The sequence below is a fragment of the Cypionkella aquatica genome (assembly GCF_030161095.1).
Taxonomy (GTDB): domain Bacteria; phylum Pseudomonadota; class Alphaproteobacteria; order Rhodobacterales; family Rhodobacteraceae; genus Cypionkella; species Cypionkella aquatica.
The window spans coordinates 333,880-346,971 of sequence record NZ_BSPP01000007.1; the positions used below are offsets into that span (position 1 = coordinate 333,880).

General features: G+C 60.2%; 11 protein-coding genes. 6 read left to right on the plus strand and 5 right to left on the minus strand.

From position 1 onward, the window contains the following. The first annotated feature begins 32 nt into the window (after nt 1–32). From QQJ98_RS10200 to QQJ98_RS10220, 5 genes are read left to right on the plus strand one after another with little or no spacing between them, the layout of a single operon-like run. Nucleotides 33–1,601 (plus strand): sugar ABC transporter ATP-binding protein, encoded by a 1,569-nt coding sequence (locus QQJ98_RS10200; protein ID WP_284325227.1) that lies wholly within the window; start codon nt 33–35, stop codon nt 1,599–1,601. Beyond that, nucleotides 1,598–2,596, plus strand: a complete 999-nt coding sequence (locus tag QQJ98_RS10205; protein ID WP_284325228.1) for an ABC transporter permease — start codon at nt 1,598–1,600, stop codon at nt 2,594–2,596. Before QQJ98_RS10200 ends, QQJ98_RS10205 begins: the two co-directional genes overlap by 4 nt. After that, nucleotides 2,593–3,570, plus strand: coding sequence for a galactofuranose ABC transporter, permease protein YjfF (gene yjfF / locus QQJ98_RS10210; RefSeq protein WP_284325229.1), 978 nt, complete (start codon nt 2,593–2,595; stop codon nt 3,568–3,570). Before QQJ98_RS10205 ends, yjfF begins: the two co-directional genes overlap by 4 nt. A gap of 1 nt (nt 3,571) precedes the next feature. Then, nucleotides 3,572–4,306, plus strand: coding sequence for a FadR/GntR family transcriptional regulator (locus QQJ98_RS10215; protein ID WP_284325230.1), 735 nt, complete (start codon nt 3,572–3,574; stop codon nt 4,304–4,306). Then, a complete protein-coding gene (locus QQJ98_RS10220) occupies nt 4,307–5,314 on the plus strand; it encodes an aldose epimerase family protein (protein WP_284325231.1) in 1,008 nt (335 codons plus the stop codon). It begins immediately after the preceding gene. Here QQJ98_RS10220 and QQJ98_RS10225 read toward each other — a convergent pair. The 5 genes from QQJ98_RS10225 to QQJ98_RS10245 form a co-directional block, all read right to left on the minus strand. Continuing rightward, entirely contained in the window at nt 5,311–6,870 is a 1,560-nt protein-coding gene (locus tag QQJ98_RS10225; RefSeq protein WP_284325232.1) for a CRTAC1 family protein, read from the minus strand. The two genes, QQJ98_RS10220 and QQJ98_RS10225, sit on opposite strands and share 4 nt — an antisense overlap. Nucleotides 6,871–6,872: 2 nt before the next feature. Then, complete coding sequence (locus tag QQJ98_RS10230) at nt 6,873–8,171, minus strand: vanadium-dependent haloperoxidase (RefSeq protein ID WP_284325233.1); 1,299 nt, start codon at nt 8,169–8,171, stop codon at nt 6,873–6,875. A 93-nt stretch (nt 8,172–8,264) separates the two neighbouring features. Further along, nucleotides 8,265–9,023: an ATP-binding cassette domain-containing protein gene (locus QQJ98_RS10235; RefSeq protein WP_284325234.1), complete on the minus strand. Its 759-nt coding sequence runs from the start codon at nt 9,021–9,023 to the stop codon at nt 8,265–8,267. A gap of 13 nt (nt 9,024–9,036) precedes the next feature. Beyond that, nucleotides 9,037–10,392 carry a sugar ABC transporter permease gene (locus QQJ98_RS10240; RefSeq protein WP_284325235.1) on the minus strand — a complete coding sequence of 452 codons (1,356 nt, stop codon included), beginning with the start codon at nt 10,390–10,392 and terminating at the stop codon, nt 9,037–9,039. A gap of 174 nt (nt 10,393–10,566) precedes the next feature. Further along, nucleotides 10,567–11,592 carry a substrate-binding domain-containing protein gene (locus QQJ98_RS10245; RefSeq protein WP_284325236.1) on the minus strand — a complete coding sequence of 342 codons (1,026 nt, stop codon included), beginning with the start codon at nt 11,590–11,592 and terminating at the stop codon, nt 10,567–10,569. 213 nt (nt 11,593–11,805) lie between these two features. Here QQJ98_RS10245 and QQJ98_RS10250 point away from each other — a divergent pair, with 213 nt between their 5' ends. Further along, nucleotides 11,806–13,083: an ROK family transcriptional regulator gene (locus QQJ98_RS10250; RefSeq protein WP_284325237.1), complete on the plus strand. Its 1,278-nt coding sequence runs from the start codon at nt 11,806–11,808 to the stop codon at nt 13,081–13,083. Nucleotides 13,084–13,092 lie beyond the last annotated feature (9 nt).

Here is a 13,092-nt window from a genome sequence, read left to right on the forward strand (position 1 = left end):
CCGGCGTTGCTTTATCTGTGCAACGGTCCAAAGTGGCTGACAGAATTCTGGGGGGTAAGGGCATGGTCGAGGCTGTTCAGCCAGTCGTGCAAGCGCGCGGCATCGTTAAGATTTTCGGCCAGCATCGTGCCTTGGACGGCGTGGATTTTGAGGTGCGCCCGGGCGAGGTTCATGCTTTGCTGGGCGAGAATGGAGCGGGAAAATCCACGCTTATCAAGATCTTGACGGGGGCTTATCAGCCTGATGGCGGTGAGGTTTTGCTGAATGGTGCGGCGGTGCGGTTCTCGGACCCGTTGGATGCGCAGGGCCACGGCATTGGCACGGTTTACCAAGAGGTGAACTTGCTGCCCAACCGTTCGGTCGCGGAAAACCTGTTTCTGGGGCATCAGCCGACGCGGTTCGGTATCGTGCAACGCAAGGTGATTGAGGCGCGGGCGCGGGATTTGCTGGCGACTTACGGGCTTGAGATTGATGTGAAGGCCGAGCTTGGCAGCTATTCGGTGGCGGTGCAGCAGATCGTGGCGATTGCGCGGGCGGTCGAGTTATCGGGCAAGGTGCTGGTTCTGGACGAGCCGACCGCCAGCCTTGATCGCAACGAGGTCGCCAAGATGTTCGAGGTGGTGGCGCGGCTGAAGGCGCGCGGGCTTGGGATTATTTTTATCACGCATTTTCTGGATCAGGTGTTTGAGATCGCCGATCGGGTGACGATCCTGCGCAATGGCAAGCTGATCGGCACCAAGGCGCTGCCAGAAGTGACGGCGACGGATGTGGTGCGGATGATGCTGGGCAAGGATCTGGCGCTGGATCATGGCGGTGTCGGTGTGGCGGAAGCTGTGCAGGGCCCGGCGCGTGTGGCGTTCAAGTCACTGGGAAAGCAGGGAAAAGTCGCTCCGTTCAGCTTGTCGTTGCACGAGGGAGAGGTCGTTGGAGTGGCGGGGCTCTTGGGCTCTGGTCGCACGGAAATGGCGCGGCTGATGTTTGGTGTCGATAGCGCGGATGGAGGTGAGATTTCGGTGGGCGGCCGGGTGGTCAGCATCCGCAACCCGGCGCAGGCGGTGGCGGCGGGGTTTGGCTTTTGCCCGGAAGATCGCAAGCTGGACGGGATTTTTGGCGAACTTTCGGTGCGCGAGAACATTATCATCGCACTTCAGGCCAAGTTGGGCTGGTTCCGCGCGCTGAACCGCGACGAGCAGAACGAGATCGCGGGCAATTATGCCGAGGCTTTGGACATTCGCGCGGCGGATCACGAGATGCCGGTGAAGTTGCTGTCGGGGGGCAATCAGCAGAAGGTCATTTTGGCGCGTTGGCTGGCGATTGACCCGAATTTCCTGATTTTGGACGAGCCGACACGGGGCATCGACGTGGGCGCGCATGCGGAAATTGTACGCACTATCAATCGTTTGCGCGAAGAAGGCATGGCGATGATGGTGATTTCTTCGGAACTTGACGAGGTGGTGGCTTACTCCAACCGCATCGTGGTGATGCGCGACCGCGAGATGGTGGCAGAGTTGAGCGGCGCGGATATTGCGCCCTCGGTGATCGTCGCGGCGATTGCGGATAATCCCGGCGGGCAGAATGTGAAGATGGAGGCCAACGCATGAAGCGGATCGACTGGCGGGGCGCGCTGCTGCGGCCACAATTTGCAGCTTTGGCAGCGGTGTTGCTGATCAACTGGCTGCTGTTTCCGGGGTTTTTCGACATCACCTTGCAGGATGGGCGGCTGTTTGGCAGCGTGATTGACGTGCTGAACCGCGGCGCTCCGGTGGCGATTTTGGCGATTGGCATGACTGCGGTGATCGCGACGAAGGGGGTCGATCTGTCGGTTGGGGCCGTGATGGCGATTGCCGGGGCGGTGGCGGCGGTACTGGTGACGGGTGGTGCCTCGGCGATTTTCGCGGTAGCGGCTGCGCTGTTGGTGGGGCTGCTGTGTGGGCTCTGGAATGGCATTCTGGTGACATATCTGGAGATTCAGCCGATCATCGCGACGCTGGTGCTGATGGTGGCGGGGCGGGGTTTGGCGCAGTTGGTGACCGAAGGGTCGATCGTGACATTCTCTGATCCTGTGCTGATTTTCATAGGCACGGGGTCGCTGTTTGGCATGCCAATGCCGATTGTGATTGCGGCGGTGCTGGCCTTGGTGGCGACGCTGATCGTGCGCAAGACTGCGCTGGGGTTGTTGATCGAGGCGGTCGGCGTCAATCGGTCGGCGGCACGTTTTGCGGGCATTTCCAGTGGCTTGCTGCTGTTGGTGGTCTATACGTTTGCGGGTTTTTGTGCCGCGACCGCCGGGCTGATCGTGGCAGGGGATATTCGCGGAGCGGATGCCAATAACGCCGGGCTGTGGCTGGAGCTGGACGCGATTTTGGCCGTGGTGATTGGCGGGACTTCCCTTTTGGGTGGGCGGTTTTCGATCCCGATGTCGGTGGTGGGCGCGCTGATCATTCAGGCAATGAACACCGGAATTCTGATTTCGGGCTTCTCGCCAGAGTTTAATCTGGTGGTGAAATCCGGGGTGATCATCCTGATTTTGGTGCTGCAAGCGCCGATGGTCAGCCAATGGCTGCGCGCCCGCACTGTGGAAAGGAAAGCCCAATGAACCGCGCTTTACGGCCTTTGGTGGCCACGACGGCGATTTTCGCTCTGGCCTATATTGCCGCGATTATCCAGTTTCCGGCGATGCTTTCGACACGGGTTTTGGGCAATTTTCTGACCGACAATGCTTTCCTAGGCATTGCTGCGGTGGGGATGACATTCGTGATCATCTCGGGCGGGATCGATCTTTCGGTGGGGGCGGTGATTGGCTTTACCACGGTGCTCAATGCGGTTTTGATCATGTGGCTGGGGCTGCATCCGCTGTTGGCATTTGCGATTTCCCTTGGCGTCGCGGCGGCTTTTGGCGCGGTGATGGGGGCTGCGATCCATTATCTGAAGGTGCCCAGTTTTATCGTCACGCTGGCCGGGATGTTTTTGGCGCGGGGCGGGGCTTCGGTGTTGTCGCCCGACAGCATTGGCATTAAACACGAGCTTTATACAACGATTTCAAAAAGCTACATCTTGCTGCCGGGCGGTGGACGGCTGACGGTGATCGGGATGATCATGTTGGTGGTTTTTGTGCTGGGGATGATTTTGGCGCATCGCACGCGGTTTGGCAGCTATGTCTACGCGTTGGGTGGATCGGAGGTTTCGGCTGGACTGATGGGGGTGCCCGTCGCGCGCACTACCATTTTGATCTACACTTTGTCTGGGTTTCTGGCGGGCCTCGCCGGGATCGTCTTCTCACTTTACACCTCGGCGGGCTATTCGCTGTCGGCTTTGGGGGTCGAGTTGGACGCCATCGCGGCAGTGGTGATTGGTGGCACGCTGCTGACCGGGGGGTATGGTTTTGTCGCGGGCACCTTTATTGGCGTAATGCTGCAAGGCTTAGTGCAAACCTACATCGTGTTTGACGGCAGCCTTTCAAGTTGGTGGACCAAAATCGTTATCGGCGGCTTGCTTTTCCTGTTCATTTTGTTGCAAAGGCTGGTGTTCTCGGCAGCATCTCCACGCAGGAAAGTGTTTTGGAAGACCTGAAATGAGCGAACCCGGCAGCCTCGTCCGCGCGCTTTCCGGGCGGTTGGTGGCGCGCAACTTCCATTCCTATGTGATCAGTGAAATCGGCATCGGCATTGCCTCGGGGCGGCTGGCGGTGGGTGCTATTCTGCCGAACGACGCCGAGATGATGGACCGCTACGGCGTGTCGCGCACGGTTCTGCGCGAGGCCCTGAAGACACTTGAGGCCAAAGGGCTGGTGGAGGCCCGCGCCAAAGTCGGCACAAGGGTGCTGTCGCGCAGTCGCTGGAATCTATATGATCGTCAAGTGCTTGGCTGGATCCAAGAGGCGGGGCCGGACGCGGCCTTTCTGCGATCTTATGTCGAATTACGCGAAGTGATCGAAATGCAGACGGCACGTTTTGCAGCAGCTCGGCGCAGTGCTGAGCAGCTGCGGATGCTGTTGTATTGGTTAAGTCAGCGCAGCACGATGGCGGCTTTGGCCGAACCTTTCGCGCTGGCCGAGTTCGAATTTCACCGGATTTTATGTGAGGCCAGCCAAAATCCATTTCTGCGCGCGGCGCAAGGTTTGGTGGAATTTGGCGTGGTGCAGGCGATTGCGCCGCAGGTGAAGGCGGGGGCGCAAGATTTCGCGGCGCAGAAATCCGCGCTGTATCAGGCTTTGGCGGATGCCGTGGCCAGAAATGCGCCAGACGCTGCCGCCGAGGCGATGGCGGCAATTTTGGCAAGCGACCGGATCTGGATTTTGGGGGCTTAGATGGGCGATTGGGGCGTGGTGGACGGCGGGATGGCGCAGGTGTTCAGCATCAGCGACGGTGGAAATTGTTCTGCTGTGGTCAGCAGTTACGGGGCACGGTTGGCGCAGTTGTGGGTGCCGGGGCGCGATGGGGTTTTGGCAGACATTGTGCTGGGGCATGATGATTTGCAGGGCTATCTGGACCATCCGACGACCTATTTTGGCGCGACCTGTGGGCGCTATGCCAACCGGATCGCGGGCGGTCGGTTCGAGTGGGCGGGCGGCGTCGTGCAGCTGGATTGCAACGAGGGCGTTAACCATCTGCATGGCGGTGCGCACGGCTTTGACAAAAGGCTGTGGCAGGTGCTGCGCGCCGATCCGCGCGGGGTGGTGTTCGGGCTTGCCTCGCCCGATGGCGAGATGGGGTTTCCCGGCGCTTTGGCGATTGAGGCGCGCTATGAATTTGTCGGGCCGGGGCGGTTGCAGATTGTGATGACGGCGCGGGCGGATCAGGCAACGGTGGTTAATCTGGTGAACCACGCCTATTTCAATATGGCGGGGCAGGGCAGCGGGGCGGTGGACGCGCAGCTGTTGCAGGTTGATGCCGCACAGTATCTGCCAGTCGATGCGGCGTTGCTGCCGTTAGGGGCGCCTGCTGATGTTGCAGGAACACCGTTTGATTTCAGAGAGTTGCGGACTTTGGGTTCGGATGTGCCCGCGGGTGGGTTTGATCATAACTTCTGTTTGACTGGCGGCGCGGGGCCTGCGGTAGTGGCAGTTGATCCGGCCTCGGGGCGCGGATTGCGGCTGTTTACCAATCAGCCGGGGGTGCAGATTTACACGGGCAGCTATCTGCCGGAAGGCTTGCCGGGCAAGGCCGGCGCAGTGACAGGCGCGCGGGCGGGGTTCACATTAGAGACACAAAAATGGCCCGACAGCCCGAACCACCCGGAATATCCTTCGACGGTGGTGACGGCTGGCGGGGTCTATGATCACCAGATGGAGTTTGTGTTTTTCGTCGCCGCTTAGGGCTTTTGCAGGCTGTAGGCAGCATCGGCGTTAAGCATGTTCCATGCGCCCTCGGTGCCGTCCGGCCAGATTACCCGCACCTCGGCTTCGGTCAGATCGCCGAGGCCAAAATTGCGCGCACCAAGGCTGCCGCCAGCTTGGCCGCCGCCAATGGTGATCTCGCGGCGTTGGATATGGTCGCCGGTTTTCACCTCGACCCACGCACCAATGGCGTCGCGGTTGGGGGCGGTTTGGGACAGGCTGAGGCTAAGCCAATGGTTGCCGGTTTGGGTGGTGTTGCGCCAGATTTGCACGGGTTCGCGCCGGTTCACCACCACCAGATCGACAAGGCCATCGGCGTTGAAATCGGCAAGCGCTGCACCGCGTGACAGCCCCATCGCGGCCACGCCTGCGCGATCGCCCGCCTCTACAAACGTGCCGTCGGCGCGTTGCAGCAGCAGGTTGTTGGGGTCACGCAGCGCGAAGTCCGGCATCGCATCGACATTGCCTTTGGCGATGAACAGATCGGCCAGCCCGTCGTTGTTCACATCTTCAAACTGGGCGTGCCAGCCAGTCGAGGGGTTGAGATCGTCGCCGGTATAGGGGCGTTGGGCGATGGCGTGCTTGGCAAAAGCCACGTCTTTGAAGCCGGGTTTCGAAGCCGTATCGGTCGGTTCCGCCAATGTTTGCAACTTGTTATCGGCCATCGAGGTCACGAAATACTCGGGGTAGCCGTCGAAATTCAGATCATAGCTGGCGATGCCCATGCCCCAGATGCGCAGGCGCTTCCAGCCCTCGGCATCGGTGTAAAGCCGGGGTTCCTCGCCGGGGTTGACGTGCCAAAGCTGCTCTTGCCCGCCTTTATAATACTCGCGGTCGTTGGCAATGCGCAGGCTGGGAGTGCCAGAGCGGTTCCAGTCGGAAAACAGCATCGAGAGCGCGCAAAAGCTGGGTTTCAGTGCGATTGGCGGCGCGAATTTGTCGCCATCCGGGCGGTGCAACCAGTTGTCGGTGCAGCTGCCCCATGGGAACATGTCTTGGGTGACGTCGATGTAATTGCCGATGGCGAGGGTGGGCCAGTTTTGGCCTTTTTCCCAGGTGGCGGCGAAGGCGGCTGACCACGCGTTGCCGCCGTCAAAGCCCCAGCCTTTGTTGGCGTTCTGGAATTTGCAATCGCCCAAACCGCGCATCAGTTGGTTTTCGCCTTGGCGCAACAGCACGATGTCTTGGATGCCATCGCTATCAATATCAATGGCATAGGCCCCCAACACTGCGGTCTGTTCAAGTCCGCTGGCGGTTTCCGCAAAGCTAAGATCGCCGCCTTTGGCGCTGTTGTTCACGAATAATTTCGCGGGATTGGTGCCGCCCGCGATGATCAGATCGGGGCGGGCATCGGCGTTGCAGTCAAAGGTCGAAACACCACCGCCGACCATATACTCCCAATCGCCTGCGAAGATCTGATCAACGCCTGCGGTGGTAGTTTCTTCGCTGAAGCTGGGCAACAACGGCGCTGGCGGGGCGGTTTCGCTATGCGCTGCGAATGGCAGCAGGGCAAGGCCGAGTGTGAGGATTTTCATGCTTAAGCCAATGTTTTCAAAGCGTTGATGAAAGATCCCACTTCGGCGCCTTGGCGCAGGCCGTTTTCGTTCGCGGCGCGGAAATGGATGCCGCCATACAGACGCGACATTGCGGCCTCGGCGGCTGCCGCGTTGAAATCGGCGAAATGGCGCGGTTTGATGCCATCATCGGCGTGGGTGGCGTCATCGAAGGCGAAATTCTCGCCAAACACCGCCGTGAGCACCGCCGCTGCCGCGCCCGATTGGGTGGAATGGCCCGAGGGATATTCCGGGAACGGCGGAGTGATCAGCAAAGCCTCCCAATTCTTGTCGATCACGCGCTTGATATAGGTCAGCGGGCGGATGCGGTTGAAGTGAAATTTGTCGGCCCAGCAGGCGATGAACGCATCGTTTTCCGCCATGCCGACACGGGCCAGCGCGTCGGCTGCGTGCAGGGCATCGGTGCCGTCGCGGTGGATGATTTGTAGCGCGATTGAAATCCAATGGCCGGGCGGGGTAGGCGACAGCATCGGGTCGTCAGACCAGAAGCGGGCGATGGCTTTCTGCTCATCCGTCAGGGTTTTCGAGGTATCGTAGACCTCCATCGCCTGTTTGTAAAATTCAGACGCAGGGTCTTCAGAATAGCCGGGTGGGGTGCCTGCCGTGCAGGGCGCATCGACGGGCATCGCAAAGGGACGGTTTTCGCCCCAAGCTGGCAAAAGTGGCGCTTGTTGTTGCACGATGGTGCTGGTCGGCAGCCAGAATTCGGGGCCTTTCGGTGGCGGCCAATCCCGCGGAAAGCCCATATTGTCGACATCGGCGCCACCGTCAGTTTTGCTATAGGCTTCAATATGTTGCGCGACAGCAAGGCCGTAAGCTGCCGAGCGGGCGGCCACATCTTCGGCAACCCCAGCATGCAGTTTGGCGCCCAGCTTATCACGCATTGCCGCCATGGCGCGCTGGCCAGTTGGGCCGGTGTTGCCAAAGAAGGTCGCCACCGCTTCGGACATCACGGCATGCAGGATCAAGGCTTCGTCATAGCTGCCTGCCGGACGGACGGGCAGGGCGGTCATGCCGTTGATTTGGCCTGCAAAACTGTGAGCCCCGCTGCCAGAGGCCAGTGCCTCATAGGTCGCCAGCCCCAGATAGCCGAAGGCGCGGGCGGCGACAGGGGGAGAATAGGTGGCGGTGTGGCGGACCAATTCCAGCACCAGCTTATACCATGTCTGGATCGTATCGCTGGGCGAGGTCGCCGCGCGCAAAGGCAAAGCAGGCAGGGCAATGGCGGCCCCGGTCAGGGCGAGGAAATGGCGGCGCTGCATGGGGGCTCCTGATCGGGGTGGTGCTTGGGTCTTGCTGGGATCGCTTGGGGCGAGATAGAAAACGGGCGCGAGGTTGCCCCCGCGCCCGATGGCTTACACAGCTTGGGCCGGTTTCTTGCCCATGATGATCATGCCGAGGATGTCTTCATCGGTGACTTCATTGACGTTCACCGTGCCGACGCGCTGGCCATTTTTCATCACAACGGCGCGGTCACATAGATCCATCACGGCGTGAATGTCGTGTTCGATCAAGAAGATACCAAGGCCTTGCTTTTTCAGCTCTTGGATCAGCTCGGCCACCATCTGGGTTTCTTGCGGACCCAAAGCGGCTGTTGGTTCATCCATGATCAAGATTTTGGCGTTGAAATAAACCGCGCGCGCGATGGCGACGGATTGGCGCTGCCCCCCCGACAGGGCGCTGACCGGCACGTTGAACTTGCGGAAGTTCGGGTTCAGCCGCGCCATGATCTTGCGGGTTTCAGCCTCCATCGCGGAATCGTCCAGCGTGCCACCAGCCCCGACAATTTCGCGCCCCAAGAACAGGTTGGAGGCGGCATTGAGGTTATCGGCAAGGGCGAGCGTCTGGTAGATCGTCTCGATATTGTAGTTGCGCGCGTCGCGCGGGTTGTTGATCTCGGCGCGGCTGCCGTTGATGTAAATTTCGCCCGCATCAGCTTTGTAGGCGCCGGACAGGCATTTGATCAGCGTCGATTTGCCTGCGCCATTGTGGCCCAAAAGGCCGACAACTTCGCCGGGGTGCAGATCAATCGTGACGTGGTCGACGGCTTTGATGCCGCCGAACGCGATAGAGATGTCGCGCATCTCAACCAGAGGGGTGCCAGTGTTTGCCATTGCTTTCAGCCCCTTACTTGGTTTTCTGACGATAGAGATTGTCGAGATAGACGGCCAGAACCAGCGCCACGCCGACGGCGATCATCCGGTAAGACCCGTCACCATAGCCGATCAGCACCATGCCGGTTTGCAAGCTTTGCATCACCAAAGCGCCGATGATTGCGCCGTAGATGGTGCCAACACCGCCCGCAAGCGAGGTGCCCCCCACGACGGCCGAGGCGATGACGTAAAGCTCGTCCAGCGTACCAAGCGCGTTGGTCGCGGCGTTTAGGCGGGCGGCGGAAATCACCGCAGCCAGACCCGCCAGCATCCCCATCAGTGCGAAGATTTTCAGCGTCATCCATTTGGTGTTGATGCCCGCCAAGGCTGCAGCTTCGGGGTTGCCGCCGATGGCGAAGACATAGCGGCCAAAGCGGGTGCGGGTCATCAGAATGGTCATCAGGATGCCGACCACAATCAAGATCAGCACGGGTATTGCAAAGCCGGTCGAAATCTCAAGCCCGCCTTCGGGGACAACCACATCGGGGTTGGCTTTGACATAGGCATCAACGATGCCCTTGGGCCAAGTGTAGGCGTTCACCACCAGAACAGAGCCGATCACAGCGCCGCAACCGAGCAGTGCCAGTACCGTTTCCGCCCAGTTCGGGCGCAGCGGGAAGCCATGCTTGCGACGCGATTTGCGGCCAGCGCTGAGGATCCACAGCACGGCGATACAGCCAAGCGCACCGACGATCCAGCTGCCAACAGCGCCGACAGAGCCGGTCGGGCCACCGCCAAGCAGGGCGAAGGTGGTGTCCATCGGGGCGATGGTCTTGCCATCCGCGGACAGGAAGGCGAAGCCGCGCCATACCAGCATGCCGCCCAAGGTGACGATGAACGACGGGATGCCGCGATATGCGATCAGCCAGCCGTGGAATGCGCCAATCAGCGCACCCAGGATAAGGCCCACAAGCACAGATACAATCCAGATCATCGGGTTGCCGAGGCCAAGGATCGGCGGCAGCACATTGACCTGCATGATCCCCATGGCCATGCCGGTGACGCCAACGATGGCGCCGACAGACAGATCAATGTTGCGGGTGATAATCACCAGCACCATGCCGGTCGCCATGATCCCGGTCATCGAGGTTTGCACTGACAGGTTCCACAGGTTGCGCGGGGTGATGAACAGGCCAAGACCAAAGTTCAGGCCATTGCCGGACAACAGGTTGGCGATGATCGGATAAAAGTGAAACACGCACCAGATCATCAGCAGCGCGCCGACCATGCCAAGCATGCGGGTGTCAAGTTCGGTATCGCGGATAAAACGGGCAATCGGGCCCGGCTGGGCATCCGTGCTTTGTGGCGCGTGGGTGGGGGTGTCTGTCATATCCTCGTCCGGCTTGAGAGGGGGCGCGCGGGCTGCCTGTGCCTGGCCAATACATGCCAAATAGGCATCTTGGGCTGGAGGCGGCTTTGCGTCTGTTGGGAAAAGCCCGGCGTCAGCTTAAAACTGACGCCGGACCGATGGTTTACACTTTGAAAGCTACTGCGATGCCGCTGATTATTGGCAGGCAGCAAGCCCTTCCATCGCGCCTTCGCATGCTTCGGCTTTCGAGATGTGGCCGCCGTCAATCGCGAGGTTCAGCGTGTCTTTGGTGATCGCGGTCGGGGTCAGCAGGATCGCGTTCATCTCGACTTTCTTTTCGCCGTCGCTGAACTTGACTGCACCCGGGATCGCGTCGATTGCGACGCCATTGGCCAGTTGTGCTGCAATCTCGCCAGCGGCTTTGCCAAGCGCACGGCTGTCTTTCCACACCGAAACGGTCTGGGTGCCGCGTGCCACACGGTTGATTGCAGCCAGATCACCGTCTTGGCCGCCGACCGGAACCACAAGACCCTGTGCCGACAATGCCGCCACGACGCCGCCCGCCATACCGTCGTTTTCAGCCAGAACGGCATCCACGGCGTTGTTGTTGGCGGTCAGGATCTGCTCCATGTTTTTCTGAGCATTTTCCGGCTTCCAGCCATCGGAATAAACTTCGCCGACGATCTTGATGGTGCCAGCCTTCACAGCCTCGCCGATGACCTGCTCCATGCCTGCGCGCAGGAAGTCTGCGTTCGGATCACCCGGATCACCCTTGATGATGGCGTAGTTGCCATCGGGCTTGGCCTTCATGACTTCTTCAGCGATGATCTTGCCAACGCCGACGTTGTCGAAGGTCAGGTAGAAGGCGCGCGCGTCTTCGATCAGGCGGTCGTAGCCGACAACCGGGATGCCTTCGGCGGCAGCTTTTTCGATGGCTGGGCCAATCGCGTCTTTGTCCCACGCGTTGATGACCAGAACATTCGCGCCCTGTGCGATCAGCGCGTCAACATCCGAAAGCTGCTTTTCCGACGACGATTGCGCGTCAGCCGAGATATACTCGTCGCCAGCCGCTTCGATTGCAGCTTTCAAAGCTGCTTCGTCGATCTTCCAGCGCTCTTCTTGGAACTGCGCCCAAGACACGCCAATTTTTTTGCCTTCTGCGAGTGCAGCCGACGAGAAACCTGCCGCGGCGATAACCGCGAGCATAATGACCTTACGCATTTTTATCCTCCCTATGGATTCGGCCAGCGTATGACCTGTTCCGCAGATTCGCTAGAACTGGCAGAAAATTGCCGTTAATAAATTCAGTTGTCAAAATAAAACTGATGCGCGAGAACAGAACAGCCGGAATATCTTGCAAATCTTCGCCGCGTTGCAGCAATAATAGATCGTGCAAGAACAATTCCGCCCTGTTTTTGTTCGGAGATCAAATAAATGGCGGTTTTTGACGGCGCAAGTCCGCAGGCAGGGGCGTGCATCGGATGCGGGCCACTGATTCCCCCGCTGTCCGAACAAATGCGACCGCTGCGCCAGCAAGTGTTCGAGAGGGTGCGCGCCGCGGGGTTGATCGCGCGGGTGCAGGTGGCCAAGGATCTGGGGGTTTCGCCAGCCTCTGTCACCACGATTACCTCCGAGTTGATAGACGCAGGGTTAATCGAAGAGGTCGCAGCGCCGCGTGATCCAGAGCTTGGGCGTGGCCGGCCTGCGGTGGCTTTGGGGGTGCGTGCGCAGGCACATCTGGTGGCGGGCATGAAGATGTCAGACCGCGAACATTCGGCGGTGATCGTTGATTTCGCAGGCAAACTTCTGGCAGATGAGGTGGTCCCGCGCGGCCCCGGCCCAATGCCTTTGCCCGAAATGCTGGACGCCATGGCGGCCTTGCTGGACCGGGTTTGCGCAAAGGCCGGGGTGGCGCGCGCGGCTTTGTCAGCGGTGGGCGTTGGTCTGCCGGGGTTTGTTGATCAGGCCGAGGGCGTGGTGTTGTGGTCCTCGACGCTCACCGAGCGCGCGGTGCCTTTGGCGATGGCAGCGCAGGCGCATCTTGGCCTGCCGGTCAGCATTGATAACGACGCCAATCTGGTGGCTTTGGCCGAGCTGTGGTTCGGCGCCGGGCGCTCATTGGCTGATTTTGCTGTGGTGACGTTTGAGCATGGTGTGGGCATGGGCTTTGTGCTGAACCACCGAATGTATCGAGGCTCGCAACGGTTGGGCATGGAATTGGGTCACACCAAGGTGCAGCTTGACGGGGCTTTGTGTCGCTGCGGCCAACGCGGTTGTCTTGAGGCCTATGTCGCCGATTATGCGCTGGCGCGCGAGGCGACGACGGCGCTGAACTGGGGGCACCGCGATGGCCAGCCGATTTCGGTGCTGCTGGAAAGCCTGTATGATCACGCACAATCGGGCGATGCCACCGCACGCAGCATTTTCCGGCGGGCCGGGCGCTATCTCGCGGTGGGTTTGGCAAATGTGATCAACCTGTTTGACCCGGCGCTGATCATCCTGTCGGGCGAGCGGCTGAAGTTTGACTATCTTTATGCCACCGAAACTTTGGCCGAGATCGACAATCTGGTGATTAACACCGGGCGTCCGCGCCCGCCCATCGAAATTCACGCCTGGGGCGATCTGCTTTGGGCGCATGGGGCTGCGGCTTTGGCATTGTCGGCGGTGACAGAGCGGATCTTGACCGCCCCGCGCGAGATTGCCGCACAGTAAGTGCTTGAT

Bases quoted from the DNA above. Each gene is read 5' to 3' on its own strand.
- QQJ98_RS10225 (WP_284325232.1), bottom strand. From the start codon at position 6,870: ATGAAAATCCTCACACTCGGCCTTGCCCTGCTGCCATTCGCAGCGCAT.
- yjfF (WP_284325229.1), top strand. From the start codon at position 2,593: ATGAACCGCGCTTTACGGCCTTTGGTGGCCACGACGGCGATTTTCGCT.
- QQJ98_RS10205 (WP_284325228.1), top strand. From the start codon at position 1,598: ATGAAGCGGATCGACTGGCGGGGCGCGCTGCTGCGGCCACAATTTGCA.
- QQJ98_RS10240 (WP_284325235.1), bottom strand. From the start codon at position 10,392: ATGACAGACACCCCCACCCACGCGCCACAAAGCACGGATGCCCAGCCG.
- QQJ98_RS10235 (WP_284325234.1), bottom strand. From the start codon at position 9,023: ATGGCAAACACTGGCACCCCTCTGGTTGAGATGCGCGACATCTCTATC.
- QQJ98_RS10250 (WP_284325237.1), top strand. From the start codon at position 11,806: ATGGCGGTTTTTGACGGCGCAAGTCCGCAGGCAGGGGCGTGCATCGGA.
- QQJ98_RS10245 (WP_284325236.1), bottom strand. From the start codon at position 11,592: ATGCGTAAGGTCATTATGCTCGCGGTTATCGCCGCGGCAGGTTTCTCG.
- QQJ98_RS10220 (WP_284325231.1), top strand. From the start codon at position 4,307: ATGGGCGATTGGGGCGTGGTGGACGGCGGGATGGCGCAGGTGTTCAGC.
- QQJ98_RS10215 (WP_284325230.1), top strand. From the start codon at position 3,572: ATGAGCGAACCCGGCAGCCTCGTCCGCGCGCTTTCCGGGCGGTTGGTG.
- QQJ98_RS10230 (WP_284325233.1), bottom strand. From the start codon at position 8,171: ATGCAGCGCCGCCATTTCCTCGCCCTGACCGGGGCCGCCATTGCCCTG.